At 63.0% G+C, this 21,335-nt stretch carries 14 protein-coding genes; 8 read left to right on the top strand and 6 right to left on the bottom strand.

What is annotated here, in order from left to right:
- Nucleotides 1-93: 93 nt before the first annotated feature.
- Nucleotides 94-846: an SDR family NAD(P)-dependent oxidoreductase gene (locus AC07M9_RS14000; protein ID WP_494884360.1), complete on the top strand. Its 753-nt coding sequence runs from the start codon at nucleotides 94-96 to the stop codon at nucleotides 844-846.
- A 321-nt stretch (nucleotides 847-1,167) separates the two neighbouring features.
- Here AC07M9_RS14000 and AC07M9_RS13995 read toward each other — a convergent pair whose 3' ends face one another.
- From AC07M9_RS13995 to AC07M9_RS13975, 5 genes are all read right to left on the bottom strand, one after another.
- Nucleotides 1,168-4,422, bottom strand: coding sequence for an efflux RND transporter permease subunit (locus tag AC07M9_RS13995; protein ID WP_494884359.1), 3,255 nt, complete (start codon nucleotides 4,420-4,422; stop codon nucleotides 1,168-1,170).
- Between the two features lie 3 nt (nucleotides 4,423-4,425).
- Nucleotides 4,426-5,604, bottom strand: a complete 1,179-nt coding sequence (locus AC07M9_RS13990; RefSeq protein WP_494884358.1) for an efflux RND transporter periplasmic adaptor subunit — start codon at nucleotides 5,602-5,604, stop codon at nucleotides 4,426-4,428.
- A 5-nt stretch (nucleotides 5,605-5,609) separates the two neighbouring features.
- The gene (locus tag AC07M9_RS13985; protein ID WP_494884357.1) at nucleotides 5,610-6,890 is read right to left on the bottom strand and encodes a TolC family protein; all 1,281 of its coding nucleotides are present in this window, start codon (nucleotides 6,888-6,890) and stop codon (nucleotides 5,610-5,612) included.
- 73 nt (nucleotides 6,891-6,963) lie between these two features.
- A complete protein-coding gene (locus AC07M9_RS13980) occupies nucleotides 6,964-7,332 on the bottom strand; it encodes a hypothetical protein (RefSeq protein WP_494884356.1) in 369 nt (122 codons plus the stop codon).
- Entirely contained in the window at nucleotides 7,329-7,979 is a 651-nt protein-coding gene (locus tag AC07M9_RS13975; protein ID WP_494884355.1) for a cation efflux transmembrane domain-containing protein, read from the bottom strand. The genes AC07M9_RS13980 and AC07M9_RS13975 overlap by 4 nt, the downstream gene beginning before the upstream one ends.
- A 66-nt stretch (nucleotides 7,980-8,045) precedes the next feature.
- Here AC07M9_RS13975 and AC07M9_RS13970 point away from each other — a divergent pair, with 66 nt between their 5' ends.
- The 7 genes from AC07M9_RS13970 (at nucleotide 8,046) to AC07M9_RS13940 (ending at nucleotide 19,672) form a co-directional block, all read left to right on the top strand.
- Nucleotides 8,046-8,438, top strand: a complete 393-nt coding sequence (locus AC07M9_RS13970) for a MerR family transcriptional regulator (RefSeq protein ID WP_494884354.1) — start codon at nucleotides 8,046-8,048, stop codon at nucleotides 8,436-8,438.
- Between the two features lie 476 nt (nucleotides 8,439-8,914).
- Complete coding sequence (locus AC07M9_RS13965) at nucleotides 8,915-9,868, top strand: hypothetical protein (protein ID WP_494884353.1); 954 nt, start codon at nucleotides 8,915-8,917, stop codon at nucleotides 9,866-9,868.
- 353 nt (nucleotides 9,869-10,221) lie between these two features.
- The gene (locus tag AC07M9_RS13960; RefSeq protein ID WP_494884352.1) at nucleotides 10,222-10,854 is read left to right on the top strand and encodes a tyrosine-type recombinase/integrase; all 633 of its coding nucleotides are present in this window, start codon (nucleotides 10,222-10,224) and stop codon (nucleotides 10,852-10,854) included.
- A gap of 421 nt (nucleotides 10,855-11,275) precedes the next feature.
- Nucleotides 11,276-13,630: a sulfatase-like hydrolase/transferase gene (locus tag AC07M9_RS13955; RefSeq protein WP_494884351.1), complete on the top strand. Its 2,355-nt coding sequence runs from the start codon at nucleotides 11,276-11,278 to the stop codon at nucleotides 13,628-13,630.
- A 235-nt stretch (nucleotides 13,631-13,865) separates the two neighbouring features.
- Nucleotides 13,866-16,211 (top strand): arylsulfatase, encoded by a 2,346-nt coding sequence (locus tag AC07M9_RS13950; protein WP_494884350.1) that lies wholly within the window; start codon nucleotides 13,866-13,868, stop codon nucleotides 16,209-16,211.
- Nucleotides 16,212-16,871: 660 nt separating this feature from the next.
- Nucleotides 16,872-18,053, top strand: a complete 1,182-nt coding sequence (locus AC07M9_RS13945) for a hypothetical protein (protein ID WP_494884349.1) — start codon at nucleotides 16,872-16,874, stop codon at nucleotides 18,051-18,053.
- Nucleotides 18,050-19,672: a hypothetical protein gene (locus tag AC07M9_RS13940; RefSeq protein ID WP_494884348.1), complete on the top strand. Its 1,623-nt coding sequence runs from the start codon at nucleotides 18,050-18,052 to the stop codon at nucleotides 19,670-19,672. Before AC07M9_RS13945 ends, AC07M9_RS13940 begins: the two co-directional genes overlap by 4 nt.
- A gap of 378 nt (nucleotides 19,673-20,050) precedes the next feature.
- Here the strand turns inward: AC07M9_RS13940 and AC07M9_RS13935 are convergent, their stop codons facing one another.
- Nucleotides 20,051-21,133, bottom strand: coding sequence for an ROK family protein (locus tag AC07M9_RS13935; RefSeq protein ID WP_494884347.1), 1,083 nt, complete (start codon nucleotides 21,131-21,133; stop codon nucleotides 20,051-20,053).
- Nucleotides 21,134-21,335: the final 202 nt, after the last annotated feature.

Raw genomic sequence — 21,335 nt, 5'->3', positions numbered from 1 at the left:
CTAAGTGCCATATCTGCTGTCTATACGCATCATCGTTCTGAAGGCATCTCGTTCAGGCAACGGCGGTTCGCCGGAACTCGAAGGAGAAAGACGATGACGAAGAAGTTCAATCACAAGGTGGTGGTGGTGACCGGTGGCACCAGCGGGATCGGTCTGGCGACGGCCAAAGCTTTCGCCGATGAGGGCGCATCGGTGTTCATCACCGGGCGGCGGCAGGACACGCTCGATGCTGCGGTGAAGGCGATCGGCGGGCGCGTCACCGGCGTCCAGGGCGACATGGCCAAGCTCGTTGACATCGACCGGCTCTATGACGCGGTCCAGCAGCAGCATGCGCAGATCGACGTGGTCTTCGCCAACGCCGGCGGCGGCGAAATGATGCCGCTCGGCGCGATCACCGAGGAGCACTACCAGAGCACCTTCGACACCAACGTGAAGGGCGTGCTGTTCACCGTCCAGAAGGCACTGCCGCTGCTCAAGGACGGAGCCTCGGTGATCCTCACGAGTTCGACCACGAGCATTTCGGGCACACCTGCCTTCAGCGTGTACTCGGCGACCAAGGCGGCGGTGCGCAACTTCGCGCGCAACTGGATACTCGACCTCAAGGATCGCCGCATCCGTGTCAACGCCGTCAGCCCCGGCGTGACCGAGACCGCCGGGCTCGACCATCTCTTTGGCGGCAGCGAGCAGGCGGCGGGCACCAAGGACTATCTCGCCAGCCTGATCCCCGCGGGCCGGATCGGTCAGCCCGAGGAAATCGCCAGGGCCGTGATGTTCCTCGCCTCCGACGACGCGAGCTTCGTCAACGGCGTCGAACTCTTCGTCGACGGCGGCCAAGTGCAGATCTGATCACCACGCTCGAAGGCCGGATGGCTTGTCACCTCGAGTGTCGAACCATCTGGCCGTCTGGCCTTTGCGGAGAGAAAACCGGACCGGCCGAAAACAGGAAAGCGAAATGGGCGGCTGGACGGCAACAATGGGTCGTCTTCGGCGCGCCAAAGGCATACTCCGGGTGCCAGAGACGATAGCCCCCAAAATCGGACAATAGCGTCCATGCTCGCAGCGGCGAGCAGTGAGCAGTGAGGATGTTTTCCGCGAACATCCTTCAAGTTCCATTTCCGCGATGGCTTTAGGAGGAAACCGCCCGTCGGGCGATTTCCTCCACAGTCATCAGTGAGCCTGCGGGGCGGCGTCAGGTCCTTCGGGCTGGTGCTGCGGCTCGTCGAGGTACCCGTCGAGCGGAACATCCTTGCGGCCGTACCGCGCATAGAGCGTAGGCAGCACGAACAGTGTCAGCAGGGTGGCCGAGATCAGCCCGCCAATGACTACCGTCGCCAAGGGCTTCTGCACTTCGGCGCCTGCACCCGTTCCCAACGCCATGGGCACGAAGCCAAGGCTGGCAACGAGCGCGGTCATCACCACCGGACGCAGACGCTGGATGGCCCCGGTTCGAGCGGCCTCCGCCCGGTCCATACCCTTGCGCATCAGATCCTGGATCGAGGAGACCATGACCAGCCCGTTGAGCACCGCGATGCCCGAAAGCGCGATGAAGCCGACCGCCGCCGCAATGGAGAAGTCCATCCCCCGCGCGAACAGCAGCAGCACACCGCCCACCAGAGCCAGGGGCACGCCGGTGAACACGATCGCCGCATCGCGTACCGATCCCAGCGCGCCGTAGAGCAGCAGAAGGATCAACGCGAAGCACGCGGGGATCACGAGCTGGAGACGCTCGCGTGCAGAAGCGAGGTTCTCGAACTGGCCACCCCATTCCAGATAGCTGCCGGATGGCAGGCGCAACTGGCTGGCAATGGCAGCCTGCGCATCGGCGACGACGCTGCCGACGTCCCGGCCACGCACGTTTGCCTGAACGACGACACGGCGCTTGCCGTTCTCCCGGCTGATCTGGTTGGGCCCATCGATGACGCTGATATCCGCGACGCTGGAGAGCGGCACGAACTGCAGACTGGCCCCGCTGGAGGAAACCGGAACCTGCACCTGCTGGAGCAGCCCGATGTCCGAACGCTGGGCTTCTGACAGACGGATCACCACCGGGAAGCGGCGGTCGCCTTCGAAGATCATGCCGGCCTCGCGTCCACCGAGCGTCGCGGCGACGATGTCCTGCACGTCCTGCGCGGTGACCCCGAGCCGTGACATGGCATCGCGGTTGACGCGAATGTCGAGCATGGGAAGACCCGTGGTCTGCTCCACCTTCACGTCGGCAGCGCCCGGCATGCGGCGAAGCACGCCTGCGATCTTCTCGGCGGTGGCGTTCATCGCGTTGAAGTCCTCGCCGAACACCTTCACCGCCACGTCACCGCGCACGCCGGCGATGAGCTCGTTGAAGCGCATCTGGATCGGCTGCGTGATCTCGTAGGCATTGCCAGGGAACCTGTTCAGTTCCTTTTCCATGCGCGCGATGAGGTCGTCCTTGGTCACGCTTTGATCCGGCCACTGGTCATGGGGCTTCAGGATCACGAACATGTCGGTGGCATTGGGCGGCATCGGGTCCGAGGCTAGTTCGGCTGTACCGGTCTTGGAAAAGACGAACTGCACTTCGGGCTGCTTCGAGACCATCTTCTCGATCGGGACCTGCATGGCCTGGCTCTGCTGGACCGAAGTTGCCGGAATGCGCAGGGCCTGGATCAGCAGATCGCCTTCGTCCAGCTGCGGCAGGAACACCTGGCCCAGTGTCATAAAGGCAGCGATGGCGACGACGAACCCGACGACACCCGAGCCCACGGTGAGCACCGGACGCTTCATGGCCTTGTCCAGACCCGGCTCATAGCGAGCCTTGAGCCAGGACATGATGCGGCCTTCCTTCTCCTCGACCCGGTTGGACAGCCAGATCGCAATCGCCGCCGGCACCGCCGTGAGCGAGAGCACGAAGGCAAAGGCCAGCGCCATGATGACGGTGAGCGCCATCGGCACGAAGGTCTTGCCCTCCACACCGGTCAACGTGAGCAGCGGCACATAGACGAGGATGATGATCGCCTGCCCGTAGACCGAGGGACGGATCATCTCACGCGCTGCGGTAGCGACGGTGGAGAGACGTTCCGATACCCTCAGGAGACGGCCCTTGAGATGCTGCTCCTCGGCGATACGCCGGAGCGCATTCTCGACGATGATGACGGCGCCATCGACGATCAGGCCGAAGTCGAGGGCACCAAGGCTCATGAGATTGGCAGACACCCCGGTGCGCAGCATGCCGAAGCTGGTCAGCAGCATGGTTACCGGAATGACCATCGCGGCAATCAGCGCGGCCCGGAAATTGCCGAGCAGCGCAAACAGCACGACGATGACCAACAGCGCGCCCTCGCTGAGGTTCTTGGCAATCGTCCTGATCGTCGAATTGACGAGTTCGGTACGGTTCAGCACCGGCTGCACGATCACGTCCGGCGGAAGCGAGGCGTTGATCTCCTTCAGGCGATCCGCAACCGCCGTCGACACGACCCGGCTGTTCTCGCCGATGCGCATGATCGCGGTGCCGACGACCACTTCGGTGCCGTTTTCCGACGCCGAGCCCATGCGGATTGCCTGGCCGGTCTTCACCGAAGCGACCTGGTTCAGCATGATCGGCACACCCTCGCGCGTGGCGACGACGACCTTGCCCAGTTCGCTGGCGTTCCTGACCAGCGCATCAGAGCGGACCGCAAGACCTTCACCATTACGGTTGACGAAGCCACCGCCGACACTGGTGTTGTTCTTCTCCAGAGCGGTCGCGAGATCGGTCAGCGTGACGTTAATCGCCGCGAGGCGCTGGATGTCGGGCCCGACCAGGAACTGCTTGGCATAGCCGCCGATGGAATCGACGCCTGCCAGGCCCTTGGTGTTCTTGAGCAGCGGCGAGACGATCCAGTCCTGCGCGGTGCGTAAGTACGTCGCCTTGTCAATGTCGTTGGTCAGGCGATCGCCTTCGGGCGTGATGTAGCTGCCGTCGGGCTGCATTCCGGGCTCGCCGGGAACGTGCTTGTCGTCCTTGCGATGTTCGAGGCGGACGGTCCACATGTAGACCTCGCCCAGACCCGTGGCGATCGGCCCCATCTCGGGGTTCACGCCATCGGGAAGGTTCTCCTTCACGCCGGTCAGACGCTCACCCACCTGCTGGCGGGCGAAGTAGATGTCCGTGCTCTCATCGAAAACCGCGGTGATCTGCGAGAACCCGTTGCGGCTGAGCGAGCGGGTGTAATCGAGGCCGGGAATCCCTGCGAGCGCCGTCTCGATCGGGAAGGAGACCTGCTTCTCGACCAGCTCCGGCGAAAGCGCTGGCGCCCGAACGTTGATCTGGACCTGGTTATTGGTGATGTCAGGCACTGCATCGATCGGCAGGCGGGACAGGGCGGCGGCGCCGATGACGGCGGCGATGGCGGTCAGCAGCAGGACGAGCCAGCGTTTGTGGACCGCCCAGTTGACGATAGGGGCGATCATGGCTCAGTCCTCGTGCGCCGCTTCGCCTTTGCCGAGTTCGGCCTTGAGGGTGAAGCTGTTGGTGGTGGCGATCTGCTCGGTGCCCTTGAGGCCTGAGCGCACGACGACGCTGCCGCCGGCCCCATCACGGGCATTATCGCCGAGGGTAACAGGCACGGCCTGGAAGCCGGTCTTCGTGCGAACGAAGACGACGCTCTTGCCCTCGACGGTCTGAACCGCCGTGCTTGGCACGCGCACGACACCAACGGCGCCGCCGCCTTCGCCCGAAAGCTGGACCGAGGCCGTCACGGCCTCGCCCACCCGCCACTGACCGGCGCGGTTGTCGAGGGTGGCGATGACCGGAACGAGCCGGGTCGCGGTATCGAGCGCGGGCGACACGAACGTCACCTTGGCTTCTGCTGAACGCCCGGCCGCGGTGACCGTCACGGTGTTGCCGGGCCGCACCCGCCCGGCATCTGCCGGTTGCAGACTGAGCGACAGCGAGACGCTCGACAGATTGGCGACGCGGTACAGTTCAGCGTTGGCGTCCACCGTCTGGCCAAGCACTACGCTGCGGGCGATCACCTGACCGGAGATCGGCGCGGTGATGCCAAGGCGGTTGAGGCCACCACCGCCGGCGCCTGCCGCCGATACCTGACCCTGAGCCTGCTGGAAAGCTATCCGTGCCTCTGTGGCGGCGGTGCGTGCGGCGATCAGGTCCTGCTTGGGCGAAACCCGCTGTGCGAACAGGCGCTGCTCGCGCGCGAGGTTTGAGTTGGCGAGAGCCAGTCGGGCGCGACTGGCCTCGACCTCACCTTTGAGCATTGCCGCTTCGCGGCTCTCGATTACGGCGAGCGTATCCCCGCGACCGACCGACTGGCCAAGGTTGCGGTTAAGCGCGACCACGCGCCCACCGATGGCGGCGGAGACGACCTGTGTGCCTTGCGGATCGCCGTCGATCGTCGCTGGCAGCTCGAGCGTTCCCGATCCACCGACCACGGGCCGGCCGATCTGGATACTGGCGGACGTGATCTGCTCCTGCGTCAGCGTGATCTTGCCTTCATCTGCATGAGCAGCTTCGCCCGCACCTTCGGCCTGTTCCTGCTTGGGCGCGGCATCTTCGCTGCCTTCGCCACCACAAGCGGCGAGTGCGAGCGCCAGAGTGAGCGGCAATGCAGCGTAGGCTATCGTGTTCATCTTCATGGTAATCAGTTCCCCCCTTCAGGCGCGACGGCGGGCGCGGTCAGGCGCTCCATCTGCGCGCGGGCATTCTGGTAGGCGGCAAGCGCATCGATCGCGGCGACCCGCGTGTCGGCGAGCGTGCGTTCGGCCTCGAGCAGGTCGAGCTGGCCGAACTTGCCCTCGCGATAACCGATGCGGGCGATCCGGGCAGCTTCCTGCGCGGCGGCCAGCGCAGGGCCGGACGCGGCACGCGCAGCCGTTGCGGCATTATCCGCTTCCGCCTGCGCATTGGTGATCGCCTGTTCGATGTCGAGCGCACTGACCCTGCGCAGGGCCTCGGCCTGGGTGCGTTGGGCACTGGCTTGCGCCAGGGCGGCGCGACCGTTGTTGAAGACCTGCAACGGGATCGAGACAGTGAAGACCGCTGCGATGTCGTTGGTCGCCTCGAGGCGCCGCACCGAAGGGCCGACATCGAGATCCGGCACGCGGTTCGCGTTGGCCAGTCTCACGTTTGCATCGGCCACGGCTAGGTCAGCATCGGCAGCAGCCAGAGCCAGAGTGCCTTGCGGAGTGATGGGAACACTGGGCCCGTAGGCCGCAGAGGGCAGCTGATCGAGCAGGCCCACATCCAGGGCGCCATCGATGCCGCGACCAATACGGCGTTCAAGGTTGATGCGGGCAGCGCGGGCAAGGCGTTCCTGCCGTTCCACATTCACCTCGGCGTTCACTCTCGCAACATCGGCGCGCTGCTGTTCGAGCGGCGATGCGCGGCCTGCCTGCACCCGGATACCGGCTGCTCGCAGCGCATCGCCGGCAATCCGCGACTGGTCCCTGGCCGTCATCAGCCGCCGTTCGGCAGCGACGGCACCGACATAGAGCTGCGAGACCTGCAGCCGCACGTCAGCCGCGATGATCGCCGCTTCCAGTTCGGCGCGGGAAAGCTGAGCAGAGGCAACGGCTACGCGCGCCTGCCGCTTGCCGCCCAGTTCCAGCGTCTGCATGAAGCCGACCGTCGTCTCGTTGCTGCGAAGACCGCGATAGGGGCCAGTGCCCACCACGTTCTCCACCTGCCCCTGAACAACAGGGTTCGGCCTGAGACCGGCAACCTTGCGGCCTGCCTCAGCGGCGGTGATGCCAGCCTGCGCCGCCTCAATGGCAGGCGCGCTGTCTCCGGCGGCCAGGACAGCATCGTTCAGCGTGAACGTTCCGGTTGTCGCTTGCACCGAGGTGGGCGCGGCGATGTCCTGCGCCTGCGCGACGGCAGTGCAAGACGTGGCGGCCAGCAAGGCCGCAATGATCCTGTACATGAAGGAAATCCTGATCGAATGACGACAGGCGTCACGCGCAGGCAAGCCCGCACGGTCCGCCGGTGGAATTCAATCAGGCGATGGGAGGGCGCTGTTCCGGGCCGGAAATCCAGCGGCCAAGAGCAGCCGAACGCGCAGCCGGAACAGGCGCATGCAGCAGCTGGTAAATGTCAGGAACCAGTTCACGCGACGGCAGGGCCGAAATCCCGCCCTGGCAGCCCGCGTGATGATGAGGCACGCCCTTGTCGGCATCGCCCTGAGACTCATCAGAGTCGCCTTCGCTGTGCACGTATCCAGAACATTCGATGGTCACCGGCCCCGCCATCTCGGCAGCGTGCAGCGCGGCGCTCGTCACGAAGGACGACACCAGCATCAGCAGCAGGAGATAGAGGCGCCGAAAGGACATCATTGCCGCGCTATGGGATTGGGGCGGCGGTGTCACCTGAAACTCTCTCCCGTCACATCGCGCGCAGTGCGCCAGGCAGGAACGGCCTCGGCCAGAACCTTCCTTGCCGAGCGCAGGAAGATCAGCGCGATGACGGCGCCAACGGCGATGTCGGGCCAGGCGGTTCCGGTGATACCGACCAGCCCAGCGGCGACAAGAACCCCGACGTTCGATGCCACGTCATTGCGCGAACACTCAAAGGTGCTCGACATGTTGACGTTGGCCTTGCGGAAACGCCACAGCAGCGCGAGGCAGGTCAGGTTGGCTGCCAGCGCCAGCCCTCCGAAACCGAGCATCAGCGATGACGAAGGCGGCACGCCATTGGCGATCTTGCTGGCGATCTCGACGATCACGGCGACGCCGAACGCAAGGATGATCGCGCCCTTGACGATCGCCGCCCCGGCTTCCCAGCGCGCGCCGCGATGTAGCGCGTAGAGACTGAGCGCATAGACGATCGTGTCGCCAAGCATATCGACGGAATCAGCCATGAGCGCTGAAGACCGCGCGACCAGCCCACCGCCGAACTCGGCTACGAACATCGCAAGATTGATGGCCATGACGATGATCAGAACCCGTCGCCGGTCCTTCTTCTCTGCCAGCAGGGCAAGGGTGTCACCCTTCTTCGAGCAGCAGTCGTGCGCCATGATTCGCGTCCGTCAGGTTGAATATGGCGTGGACCTATGCACCCTGAAGTCGCTATAGGGTCAAGCATGAAAATCGGCGATCTGGCGAAACTGACCGATACGCGCGTCGAGACGGTACGTTTCTACGAGAAGGAAGGCTTGATCCCGCCGCCGGCACGCAGCGCGGGAAACTACCGTCTGTATGAGGCCGAGCACCTCACCCGGCTTTCGTTCATCCGACGCTCGCGCGATCTGGGCTTTTCGCTGGCGCAGGTGCGTGCGCTGCTGGCGCTGGCCGATGACACCGATGCTCCCTGCGCCGAAGTCGATGCGATAACGGCAGCGAACATCGCCGAAATCGACCGCAAGCTGGCGGATTTGGCCAAATTGCGCGCAGAACTGGTTCTCAAGCTCGATTGCTGTTCAGGCAACACCATTGGAGATTGCAGGATCGTTGAGGCGCTGGCACCCGAAAAGTGATCTGTCTGTTGAATACAGACACTGAAGGCACCCTCAGCATCGTCAACACCTGCAATCACCGTTGGGTTTTTCTCATAACGAGTGTTGCTGCCCTAACGGGGGCTACGGCCGAACCTGGTCGGCTGCGCTCCGGATAGCGGAACGTCCGTACCTGGGTATCGAAATTTGGGCGTTGAGCGTCGTATAAGGGTCGGTTTCCCCGTGGACGAACGCCGGGTCGTGGGACGATGCTGCCGTTTACGGATGCGACGGCGAATGACAGGTTTCGGAGGAACCCGTCATTCGCAGGATCCAGATATCGACGGAGCATTACAAGGACTTGCGAATTGCCGTCGTAAATCGACCACTTTAGGGCGTTCACCCCTAGGTGCAGTTTGTTAGGTTGGCCTCGCCGACGCTTCGCATATCACTTGCGAAGGCGCTAGAAATACCGAATGATTTAAGTGCAGTTGCCTACTAAATCGGAGTGAACAGTAGTGATGGAGGATGTTGGCAGCCGCAGACCACGGACTTTATTGGTTTGGGTAATCGAGCTGTTCTCGATCGTTACGGCAGGTTCATTCCTGCTCGCAGCACTCGCTCATGCCCTTGTGTTTCGGCTCTGGAACCTCGATTTCTTCTCGTTAGCCAGTCCGTCCGACGTGATCATGAGCGGGCTCGCAATGCTCGGGAGGACACCTCCGCTCCTTGTGATCGGAACGCTCTATTTCAGAGTCGACTGGTTGCGACAGAGGCGGCAATTGCTCTGCGGCACAGGGCTTCTGATACTACTTTACCTAGGGCGGGACGGTCTGAATCGCGAGTACTTTCGGGTGTGGGATTCCGATGCCAGTTGGTATCATTCGACGATCTTCTACCTCAGGCTCTACATGCCAGACGCAATCTATATTGGTGCTCTCGCAGGTGCAGCGGCGGCCGGGTTTTGGCTCCGCCAGCGAGCAAGTGGTAATCCCACTATGATCTCATTAGCGATAACAATTGTAAGTCTGGCCGCTACCTTTTTTCTCTTCACTGCACAGCTTGTGCAACGGGGCTTCGAGCCGGCAGGAATGCGGGTTGTGGGCGGGGTCTTTCATTGTGGGGATCAGCGTCTTCTCTGGTTGGGAGAGCGCTCGCTCATCGCGCGCTGTGCAGGTGAAATCCGCGTCCTTCACCAATTCGAGAATGTGCGGATAGCATCATCTGTGCCGGGGCCGCATATACGTCGGCGCCATCATCCATCCGAAGACTATATCAGGGGTGAACCGTCCTTAGAGAATATAGAAAAATATGAATATCGAAGAGAGCGACGGGACGAAGAGTCGCGTCTTGAACGCCTACGCTGGCGGCGTGCGGAAGAGGCACGCCTAAACAAAGAGACCGGCGTTAACGTCAATATTGCCGACAAGGTCGATGCTGAGCCGCCCTTAGATCGCACATGGGTAGAATGATCGCGCTGAAGATTCTGTAGCGATACCACTGGGCAGCAGCGATGCCACGCTTTGCCGCGCCAGATCAAATATTTAAGTCCGTTTCCACTGAGCGAAAGCTGCGGTCTTAATTGCTTAATCGGCTACTGAAAGAAAGTGCGTAGGTTTTTACCCAGTAGACAGCGGCAAACGGCAGGAATTGAAATGATAGGTCGTTTATCCGCGAATCGAAAAATGTCTTAATGTGGTCGCGACCTGCCGGTTAGCGGACGGACCGCACCTAGGAACGAAAAATGGGTGGCTGAATGGCGACAAGGGGTCGGCCTCTCCTGAAGCGTTCTACCTATGGCCGTTACGGCCACAGGAGATGTGTCATGGGATTGTCAGAGTTTGATCCCGCCGCTCGCGAGCGGGTATCTTGGAACGCTGGGCGTAAGGTTGGAGCAAAGCGAGCGCTCAAGCCCCGTCAGATATGGGCGATCCGCTTCTTTCTCGACCAGCACGGGCGGGTCCGCGACCGGGCCCTCTTTGACTTAGCGATCGACAGCAAGCTTCGCGGATGCGACCTGGTGAAGATCAGGATCAGCGATCTCGTTTGTGATCGGAAAATTCGAACACGGGCTACGGTCGTACAGCAAAAGACCGGCAGACCGGTTCAGTTTGAACTGATGACTGATGCCCGCGCCAGCCTGCTCAAGTGGCTGGAACTGAGAGGTGGATCCTTGGAGGATTTTGCATTTCCTAGCCGTACCGATCACGCGGCCCACATAAGCACTAGGCAATATGCTCGCCTTGTCGACGAATGGGTCACGGGGATCGGACTTCCTGGCGAAGATTATGGCACCCACTCTCTTCGCCGAACCAAGGCGTCGATCATCTACAAGGCGACTGGAAATCTCCGCGCCGTCCAGATTTTGCTTGGGCACACGAAGATCGAAAGCACGGTCAGATACCTCGGCGTGGACGTGGAGGACGCTTTGACCCTCGCAGAGGGCACTGAAATCTGAAACTGCCTTGGGTCCTTGCCGTTGCAAGGACCCAAGGCTTACAGCGTGGCGGCAGCTCTGCGCCCATTGTCGCCGCACAGCGGCTCAATTCCAACGCTCGAAAGCGGTCGTTCGTTCAGATTGGTCCGACGCATCCGATGCGAGAAAAGCTGCTGGTCGTCAGACAAGGCGATGAATGAAGGGCCGGAATCGGGAGCCTGATTTGGGTCCTGAACGTCCGGGATCAGGGCGGTCTCCTCCCAAACCGGATCGTCTAGTTCCCTGCGATCGAATGGAGTTGGCCGTTCCGCTCGCGCACTAGAAGCGGATAATTCGGCCCAAAGGCTACCGGCAGTTCGCGTGCTCTTTCAGGGTAAACCCCAATGGGCCGCTAGTGCGCCGTGGCTGCATGGTCATCGCACACCATGCGAAAGGTAGCACGATGGCAGACCTGCGTCCCGGAACGACCTTGCCGATTCCCGATCAGACATACGCGGGACCGGTTCAGTTCGACGCCAAGGCGGGCGGCAGCGAGGACTTTCCTCCCATCGCGCCGGCAAGGCCGCCCAAGGGCGCACCCAACGTGCTGCTCATCATGCTGGACGATGTCGGCTTCGGCGCATCCAGCGCGTTCGGAGGGCCCTGTGTCACGCCCACCGCCGAACGACTCGCCCGCGATGGGCTGCGCTACAGCCGGTTCCACACCACCGCGCTCTGCTCGCCGACGCGGGCGGCCTTGCTGACCGGGCGGAACCACCATGCCGTCGGCATGGGCCATATCACCGAGACGGCGACGCCTGCGCCCGGCTATCGCTCGCAGCGGCCCAATTCCTGCACGCCGCTTGCCGAAATCCTGCGCCAGAACGGCTACAATACCGGCCAGTTCGGCAAGTGCCACGAAGTGCCGGTATGGGAGGCCGGTCCGACCGGACCGTTCGACCACTGGCCCGCGTTCAGCGGGTTCGAGCGGTTCTACGGCTTCATCGGTGGGGAGACCAACCAGTGGACGCCGGCTCTTGTCGATGGGGTGACCGCGATCGAGCCGCCGGACGATCCCGACTATCACCTGATGCCGGACCTGGCCGACAAGGCCATCGAATACGTCCGCCAACAGAAGAGCCTGACGCCGGACAAGCCCTTCTTCGTTTATTTCGCCCCAGGCGCGACCCATACGCCGCACCACGTGCCGAAGGACTGGATCGCCAAGTACAAGGGTAAGTTCGACCAGGGCTGGGACGCGGTCCGCGAGGCCACCTTCAACAAACAGAAGGAACTCGGCGTGCTCCCTGCCGATGCGGTACTGACCCCGCGCCCCGCCGACATTCCCGGCTGGGCGGAAACCGACGACGAAATGAAGCCGATCCTGGCCCATCAGATGGAAGTCTATGCAGCCTTCCTTAGCTATGCCGATCACCACGTCGGGCGCGTAGTGGATGCGCTGGAGGAACTGGGCATCCTCGAGGAGACGCTGGTCTACTACATCATCGGCGACAACGGGGCTTCGGCCGAAGGCGGACTCAACGGCGCCTTCATGATCACCACCGCCTCCAACGGCGGCGCGGAAATCGAGAACATCGACTTCTGGAAAGCTCATGTGGATGAGATCGGCGGGCCAACCGCCTACAATCATTATGCCGTGGCCTGGGCGCACGCGATGTGCACGCCCTACCAGTGGACCAAGCAGGTGGCGTCGCATTACGGCGGCACCCGGAACGGCACGATCGTCCATTGGCCTTCCGGCATCACCGGCAAGGGCGAGGTGCGCGAGCAGTGGCACCACGTCATCGACGTGGCACCGACGATCCTCGATCTTGCCGGGCTGGCGCAGCCGCACACCGTGAACGGCGTTACCCAGGTGCCCATGCATGGCGTCTCGATGGCCTACAGCTTCAACGAGGCGGGCGCGGCCGAACGGCACAAGACCCAGTATTTCGAGATCATGGGCAATCGCGGGATCTACCATGACGGGTGGACCGCGCAGACCAAGCACCGCACGCCCTGGGTCCTGACCGGCGTGTCGCCCGCGTTCTCAGACGATGCATGGGAGCTCTACGACACGACGGTAGACTGGACCCAGTCGAACAACCTGGCGAAGTCGCAGCCGGAAAAGCTTGCGGAAATGCAGCAGTTGTTCCTGATCGAGGCGGCGCGCCACAATGTCCTGCCGCTGGACGACCGTGCGGCCGAGCGGATGAACCCGGTGCTCGCGCATCGCCCCACGCTGGTGCAGGGCGAGACGCTCCGGCTCTATCCGGGCATGACGAGGCTGAACGAGAACGTGACGATCAGCGTCAAGAACCGCTCCTTCACCGTCTCCGCCGCAATCGTCGCGCCCGATGCGGGCCTCGACGGCGTCATCGTGACGCAAGGCGGGCGTACCGGAGGCTGGGTGGTATTTGTCGAGGATGGCCGGCTCGGCTTCCACTATAACTTCTGCGGCCTGCAGCGGACGACGGTGCTGGTCGACACGCCGCTGGCCCCGGGCGACCATGAGGTTCGTGCAGAGTTTGCATACGAGGGCGGCGGGCTCGCCAAGGGCGGCACGTTGACCCTCTATGTCGACGGCGCGTCTGCCGGGGCAGGTCAAATCCCCCGCACGCATCCGCTCTACTTCTCGTTCGACGAAGGGATGGACCTGGGCGTCGATACCGGAATGCCGGTCTACGAAGGCTACAAGACCCCGCACGGGCGCTTCACTGGCACCATCAAGTGGGCCGAAATCAGCTTGGGGAATGACGATCACAGCCACTTGATCGACCCTGATGAACACCTCGCGGCGGCCATGAAGCATCAGTAATACGCTACCGAATTCGTGTCCGCTTCCACCCTTCAGACGTGAACTTCCGACAGGCGACCGCGCGCAAAGCTGCCCTTCAGCAGCAAATGGTCGCCTCGCAGCGCGATGTCGGGGAAATCACCTACGCCGGCTGGGGGTATTCCTGATGTCGTGACGTCCGTGCCAATCGATAATGTCTCGCCATTGCATCGCATTCCAACTCGGCTTGCCGCTTGCACAAGATCTGGAGCCAATCATGACATCGAACCCCAGCACCGACCATGCTCTGCCCCTGTCGGCACCGGTTTTCGAAGGCGTCATCAGGAAGACCTACAAGGACTCGACGTCGAACTTTCCGCAGCCGATCCGGCCGCCGGAAGGCGCACCCAACATCCTGCTCGTTCTGGTGGACGACCTTGGCTTCGGTGGCACGTCCACCTATGGCGGGCTGATACCGACGCCCAATATCGACCGGCTGGCCGCCGGGGGCCTTCGCTACAACGCCTTCCACAACACGGCGCTATGCTCGCCCACGCGGGCGGCATTCCTGTCGGGGCGCAACCATCATCAATGCGGCATGGGCGGCATCACCGAGGGCGCGACCGGCTTTCCGGGCTACAACAGCATCTGGGGCCAGGACCTCGCCGCGATCCCGGAGGTGCTGCGCTATCACGGCTACAACACGGCGGCGTTCGGCAAGTGGCACGACACGCCCGACTGGCAGACCAGCGCGGCGGGATCGTTCGAGCAGTGGCCGACCGGCAAGGGCTTCAACACGTTCTACGGCTTCCAGGGCGGCGAGACCAACCAGTGGTATCCCCAGCTCTACCGCAACATCGAGCCGGTCGAGCCGCCGAGGACTCCCGACGAGGGCTACCACTTCACCGACGACATTGCCAACGAGGCTGTCGCGTGGATTCACCGCCAGCAATCGATCGCCCCGGACAATCCCTGGTTCGCCTATTGGGCGCCGGGCGCGATGCATGCCCCCCATCACGCCCCCAAGGAATATATCGATCGGTTCCGAGGCCAGTTCGACATGGGCTGGGACCGCCACCGCGCGGCTGTGTACGCCAACCAGAAGAAACTCGGCATCATTCCCCCTGACGCCCTTCTCAGCGAGCGTCCCGAAGGGATACCGGCATGGGATAGCCTCAGTGCGGACGAGCAGCGCCTGTTCGCCCGGCAGATGGAGGTATTCGCCGGGTTCCTCGCGCATCTCGACGAACATCTCGGCCGCGTCATCGATGCGGCAACCAGTGGTCCGAACGGCGACAACACGCTGGTCGTCCTTTCGCTGGGAGACAACGGGTGCAGCGCCGAGGGGGGACTGCACGGCACGATCAACAACATGGCGACCCAGAATGGGTTTCCCGACGATGTGCCGACGATGCTGGCGCATATCGACCAACTCGGCGGCCCGGAGCATGAAAACCACTTCTCGGTCGGATGGGCCTGGTCAGTCGACTGCCCGTTCCAATGGACCAAGCAGGTGGCCAGCCATTTCGGCGGCACACGGACCGGGCTGATCGTTCACTGGCCCGCGAAGATCACCGACCACGGCGGGGTACGCTGCCAGTTTCATCATGTCGTCGACATCGCGCCGACCCTTTACGACGCCGTGGGCATTGCCATGCCGGAAAGCGTGAACGGCGTGGTGCAGGTTCCGCTCGCCGGCGTCAGCATGACCTATACCTTCGGCGACGCGAGCGCTCCGACCCGGCACGAGACGCAATATTTCGAGATCATGGGCAATCGCGCGATCTACCATCAGGGGTGGATCGCCTCGGCCCGCCACGGCGTCCCGTGGGTGCTGATCGGCAAGAAGGGCGACTTCGAGAACGACCACTGGGAGCTCTACGACCTCACCACCGATTTCAGCCAGTCGGTCGACGTGTCAGGCGAGCATCCAGAGAAAGTGGCGGAACTTCAGGCGCTCTTCGATAGCGAAGCGGAGAAGTACGGCGTTTTCCCGCTCGACGATCGGTTCGCCGAGCGCGGCAACGTGCCCGATCGACCGACGGTATCGGCAGGCAGGACCCACTTCACCTACTATCCCGGGACGGTACGTGTGCCCGAGGGAAGCGCCCCGAACCTGAAGGGCAAATCCCACCGCATCACGGCCGAGTTCGATGTGCCCGAAGCCGGGGTGGAAGGGGTGATCGTCTGCTGCGGCGGCGGCTCGGGCGGCTACTCGCTGTTCGTCAAGGATGGCAAGCTGGCCTACGAGAACAACTTCTTCTCGCGCGAGCGGGACCTGATCGTCGCCGGCGATCCTCTGCCGGCCGGCAAGGTCGAGGCAGTGTTCGAATATACCCAGGAGGGCACAGGCTGGGGCGACGGCGGCACCGGGCGTCTATTCGTCAATGGCCAAGCGGTCGGCGAAGCGAAGTTCGCCCATGTCGTGCCGGCCCGCTTCAGCGCCACGGAGACGTTCGATATAGGCGAGGATACGGGGGCGCCGGCATCCAGCCAATACCAGGGACCATTCCGGTTTACCGGTGATCTCAGGCAGGTGGTCATCGAAATCGGGGCTGCCGATGATCTTCACGCGAAGCGCCGCGCTGAAACCGAGCACCAGATCAGGGTCGCGATCGAGTAGCGGCCGGATGTCCGCGGCCCACACTTGAAAGTGGCCCCTCCCTGTTCGAAACCGTCCACCCAGAACTGCGCGTTCGGTTAGCCCGCATCGGCCGATGAATGAACGGCAAGGATTGGGGAGGTGAATTTGCCCTGGGAACGGCCGGAACCAGGGCGGCTCACGCGAGGCGGCCGGTGGGCTTCAGGATGACCGGTCGTTCGCGTCCCGACCGCTGAAGGACTTAAGTTGGTCGTGAGGGCCGGAATAGCGGACCGTCCGCAGCTAGTGATCGTGAGCCAGGCGCTGAAGGTCTTGTATGGGTCGGCAGATGCCTCGGTCTCCAACGCCGTGTGGTGGGACATTCCCGACGTTTCGGCGCGGCAACCCGAGCGTCAGCTGTTGCCGGAACTCGACGTTCGAGCTCGGAATTTTCTGTCATCCTGACCGGGAAAGTCTGGCCGATCGATGGCAGGCAGTTTTCGCGAACTTGACCGGGGATAGCGCGTGCCCTCGGTGGCGGCGCGCTAACGAAGTTGATGTGGCGATTTTCGCTTCCCTTGAATACGCCGTCACGCGTTTCCATCGACAGAACTCAAGTACGAGCGAACAATTCCAGATTGGTGTCTTGAAACCAATCTGGAATTGTTTAATTTGGTGTCGCAACACCAAATTGAGTGAGTTATGGATCGCCCTTACGTTACCACCGCGCGCGCCGCCGAGATCGTCGGGATCGGCTATGAAGGGCTGCGATCGCAGTTGAAGCGCGGTCTGCTAAAGAATGTCGGCACGCTGCCGCCCTTCTACGGCGCGGATGCCCCGGCCGAGGAATATTACGCCAAGCGCTGGCGCTGGTCGAAGTTTGGCATCTCGGACCTCTGCTTGATGCGCGTCGCCAAGATACTGATGGACGCCGGCTGCGCGTTCGAAATGGCGAACGATATCGCCTCAAGCGAGGAACTCTGGCGCTGGTTCAGCCATGCCGATCGTGACAGCGAGCTCTACTTGACGGTGTTGCCCTCCGCGCACAGCTACTGCCTGTACGGCCCTCGCGATTATGACCTGATCACCCAGGATCATGTCGGCTATGATCAGGGTATCCTCCTCCTGAGCCTCGGCGGCATCTATGGTGAGGTGGCGAAAGCGGCGGAGGAATCGGACGCTGTTGCCCAGGACGGCCCCGTGGATCGCGCAACAATCGAAGCGCTGTGCAATTGGCTGACGGCCGATGACGGCGTAGAGATCAGCGAGCTCATCCAGCGGGTCGATGCCCTGTTCGATCGACCGCGCGACGAGCAGATGTCCGCCCTCCTGGCCGAGCGGCGCCCGCCCTGGAAGGTGCTGGCCGACGAGGTCCTGCCGATCCTCGCCTTCCTGCGCGCCAAGAAGCAGACATCGGGCTGGATCCGCTTTCCGCAGGACGATACCGCCTATGATGCCTGGGTCCGGACGGACGGTGATGAGTGGCGGGGAATCGAGGCGACCGGCGCGCTAAGCCGCGCCGAGATCGCGCTCGCCGGCGCGGAGCGGGGCAAGGGGGTGAAGGCCGGATTTCTTGGCCTCCCCGACGATGCCAAGCCGGATCGCTACGCCGCCGCGCTCAAGCGGCCGCGGGTCATGCATTCGCGCCGCGGTGTCGAGATGCAGGTAGAGGCGGGGCTGCAGGCCAGTCTGGCCAAGAAGAACAAGCCCGGCAAATATGACGGCGGTACGCTGCTCATCACCATACCGCTGATGCGGCTGCCCGACGACAATTGGGACGTGATGGCCGAAAAGCTGGGGGCCATCGCTGAAGCGCTGCCATTCGACGAGATCCATGCGATCGACCACCGCAAGATACCGCCCCGGATCCTTACGCTCAAATGATGCTCAATGCCCCAGGTTACGGCATCGCGCAGGTAGGCCTGGCGCAGCGGCTGGGCTCGTATCGGCGCGCCCTCCTGCGATCGACCCATCATATGAGCGCAAGGGGCATCGCGATGCAGGTCTTCCAACGCGCGGACGAGGAGAGGTTTGGCACCTCGTCCGCGATCGCCTCGCGCTATCGGTTCGTTCAACCGAGCGAGCTTCGGGCGGCGCTGGTGCAGTTCTGCCAGGATATCGGCTATCAGGACACGGTCTCGATCCCGGCGATGGAGACCTACAAGGTCTTTCATTCGAGCCTCGCCGAGTTCTGGAGCAAGCGGCAGCAGTTCTTTGCGCCCCATGCCCAGCGCGATGCCGACGGGGAAGCAGCCGCCGCATTCATGGCCGCGCAGGCGCTGGCGATCCTGTTCGACTATAATGCGTCCATCGATGGCGCGCCGATCGCCGTGCCTCTGGTCGACCACGTGATGGGGCACGGAGCACAAGGTCTCTATGGCCTCGCCATCGGGCAGTTCAACATGCTGGCGCAGATCTGCGTCGACCTCACCGACTGGCTGCTCCGATCCGGCCGCAACGAGGTGGTACTGGTCGAGGCACCGCTCGGCAACACGGTGCCCGTCGCCGTCCTCGCCCGCGTAGCGCGCGCGCAAGGCGTGAAGGTCTCGATTGTCGAATGGGGGTGTCCGCGCAACGACCGGACGCTCAATGGTCGGACAGTGGACATGTCGGCCCGGGATCTTGCAGCCTTGCCCGAGGTTGTCGCCGCGCCGTTTGTGCTGTTTCTCGACGATGCGATCACTGGAAGCCGCTTTCTCAAGATGGCGACGGCGCTGCGCCGCGCGGTCGGACCGGAGCGGCTTGGCGCGGTCGCGCTACGGGCACGGTTCGATCCGCGCGCTAGGTACCCGACCGGCCAGATCCGCGACCTACGCAATGTGCGAGCGTGGGCGACGAACCTTGGCATGCCGTTTGGCGAGGTCGCGCTGCCCGATCTTCCCATGTTCCAGATCGACGGCGGCGCCCCCGGCTTGCTCGAAACGGCCCTGGCTTGGGGCGATGCGGGCCACAGCGCGGGCAAGCGCAAGACCAACATCCTCTTCCTGTTTCTCGATCGCTTCGAGGCCATCGCGCGCGACCTCGGGACACCGGGTGACAGCGCTGCCCGGACGATCCTGACGAAACAGGTCTGGGCGCAGGATACCGCAGGGCGCCGATCGATCATTCCGCCCGATATCGCTAAGGCGCTTACTGTCCGGCTGATCGGCGTGTTGCCCACGGACTTTTTCGACCAGATCCGGGCAGCGGCGAAGCAGGCATTTCCGCATGACCATTTCGGCCGGGCGATCGGCGACGAGACGGAATTGCGCCGGCGAACCCGCTGGCTGGAAGGCTGCATCGTCGAGGCGGCGCGGGCGCATATGACGGAGCAGGAAGCCTGGACGCTGAACCGCGCCATCAACGACCTCAGCCAGTCCGGCTTTTCTGCCGGCATCGATGCGCCGCCGCGCGACCATGATTATGGACTCTATTCCGTGCCGATGGCGGCCGGCGAGGACCTCCTCCACCATGAGCTGGTGCGCCTCGTCGTGGCCAATGCCCAGCAGCGCGCGCCACGATGAGAGACGTCGCGATGCCGTCCCATTCCTCACCTGAGCGAATGGCTAGTTCTGGCTTTAGCCGACGGATCGAGCGCTGCATCAGAACGGCGTATTGTGGTCGACTGCCGTCTAAAGCGAACGCCGGATCGTGGGACTTTTCTGCCGTTCCCCAGCGATGTGTCAAATGGCAGGTCTGGCCAGCAGCGGTCATCCGGCGTCTGTCCGCATAGGGCCGCCGACCAAGTGAAATTGGGCGCCGTGCTGTTCGTTCAAACCGGTTGCTCTGACCGATAGCTCAGGCACTTAGTCGACATCTGCCAGGCGTTCACGATCGACGGTGTCAGCGGGGAAGTACCCAAGGCTTGCAATGGCACCCCGTCGATTGCTTAGGAAGGGAATTCAAGCCTTTTCAAGAGCAAGAGAAGCTGTCCCGAGACTATGCCAGTCTGCACGTTGCAATGTGAACTGTATTTCGGTGAGGCTCAGCACTGCCGGCAGCATCCCCTCGCGGAGAGCTGCCGAGAACTTCTCCTGGATCACCCGTTCAAAGCGCATGTCGGGAACCGAGATCAGGATCAGTCCGGGATCGGCAATCTTGATGTAGCTCGCGACGGCCTGGCCCAGATGGGCACCGGCCATTTCGAACACGGCACGTGCATCGGCATCGCCATCGCACGCCCGATCGAGAAGTTCGACGAACAATGCCTCGAACTCGGCCTCGTTGCGCGGGTCGATATGGGAAACCATTGCGCCGAACCCTCTTTGCACGATCCCATAGATCGACGCGTAGGTGGTGGCGCAGCCGCGTGATCCGCAATAGCACGGCTCACCGTCGCCTGGGCCGCTGGTTCGCACATGCGCGAGCTCCGGGCCGAAACCATGGGTGCCGACGCGAGGCAGTCCGTCGCTGTAGGCCGCAGAATCCAGGGAAAGTCCTACGTTGATCAGCGTGAAGGTGTCATGGCCTTGCGCTGCCCCATGCCAATGCTGCGCGCGCGCCTTGTAGGTCGTGCCTTTTTCGATGGTGACGGGCAGGCCGATGTTCTCGGTCACCGTGGCGGTGAAAGGATACGGCGCGTCGTCGAACGTGGCCATGAAATGGACGGTGCCGCGCACACTGTCGACCAGGGCGGGAACGCCGATGCCGACATGCTCGATGCGGTCCCTGGCAAATCCACTTGTGGCAATCGCGGTTTCGATGGTTTCAGAGACACGCTTGGCGAGTTCCGCGATCGATTTCGGCCGGGCGAACGGCAACTCACTCTCGCTGTGGATCGTGCCGTTCAGATCGACGAACGTGATCAGCAGCGTTTCGTGCGTGGAGATGACGGCGCCCAGCACCAGCGGGCCTTCGCCTGCGATCGTGAGATAGACCCGTGGCCGTCCTGACCGCTTCTCCGTCTCTTTCGTTTCGACGACAAAGCCCCGCGCCACGAGTTCTCCCGTAGTCTGCGATATCGTCCCTGCGGCGAGCCCGGTCAATCTCGGCAGATCGCTTCGCGATACCGGGGAATGCACGCGAATAGCCTTGAGAACCTCGAGACGGTTCGCGTGTGGGGTTCGCCTGCGCATCCCGATCCATATACCGCGACGCCCTAGCGATAGAAAGTCGGTCCTTTTTTCAGCCACTGAAATAATGTTTGACACGGACCGGCAGCTTCTCGACACTCAGGCATACGAAAAA

The organism is Novosphingobium sp. GW821-FHT09E05 (genome assembly GCF_059416165.1).
The sequence above is the reverse complement of the archived record's forward strand: the minus strand, read 5'-3'. Positions and strand labels throughout refer to the sequence as shown.

Excerpts from the sequence above, each read along its gene's own strand:
- AC07M9_RS14000 (WP_494884360.1), top strand. The coding sequence starts at position 94 with ATGACGAAGAAGTTCAATCACAAGGTGGTGGTGGTGACCGGTGGCACC.
- AC07M9_RS13995 (WP_494884359.1), bottom strand. The coding sequence starts at position 4,422 with ATGATCGCCCCTATCGTCAACTGGGCGGTCCACAAACGCTGGCTCGTC.
- AC07M9_RS13990 (WP_494884358.1), bottom strand. The coding sequence starts at position 5,604 with ATGAAGATGAACACGATAGCCTACGCTGCATTGCCGCTCACTCTGGCG.
- AC07M9_RS13985 (WP_494884357.1), bottom strand. The coding sequence starts at position 6,890 with ATGTACAGGATCATTGCGGCCTTGCTGGCCGCCACGTCTTGCACTGCC.
- AC07M9_RS13975 (WP_494884355.1), bottom strand. The coding sequence starts at position 7,979 with ATGGCGCACGACTGCTGCTCGAAGAAGGGTGACACCCTTGCCCTGCTG.
- AC07M9_RS13970 (WP_494884354.1), top strand. The coding sequence starts at position 8,046 with ATGAAAATCGGCGATCTGGCGAAACTGACCGATACGCGCGTCGAGACG.
- AC07M9_RS13960 (WP_494884352.1), top strand. The coding sequence starts at position 10,222 with ATGGGATTGTCAGAGTTTGATCCCGCCGCTCGCGAGCGGGTATCTTGG.
- AC07M9_RS13955 (WP_494884351.1), top strand. The coding sequence starts at position 11,276 with ATGGCAGACCTGCGTCCCGGAACGACCTTGCCGATTCCCGATCAGACA.
- AC07M9_RS13950 (WP_494884350.1), top strand. The coding sequence starts at position 13,866 with ATGACATCGAACCCCAGCACCGACCATGCTCTGCCCCTGTCGGCACCG.
- AC07M9_RS13945 (WP_494884349.1), top strand. The coding sequence starts at position 16,872 with ATGGATCGCCCTTACGTTACCACCGCGCGCGCCGCCGAGATCGTCGGG.
- AC07M9_RS13940 (WP_494884348.1), top strand. The coding sequence starts at position 18,050 with ATGATGCTCAATGCCCCAGGTTACGGCATCGCGCAGGTAGGCCTGGCG.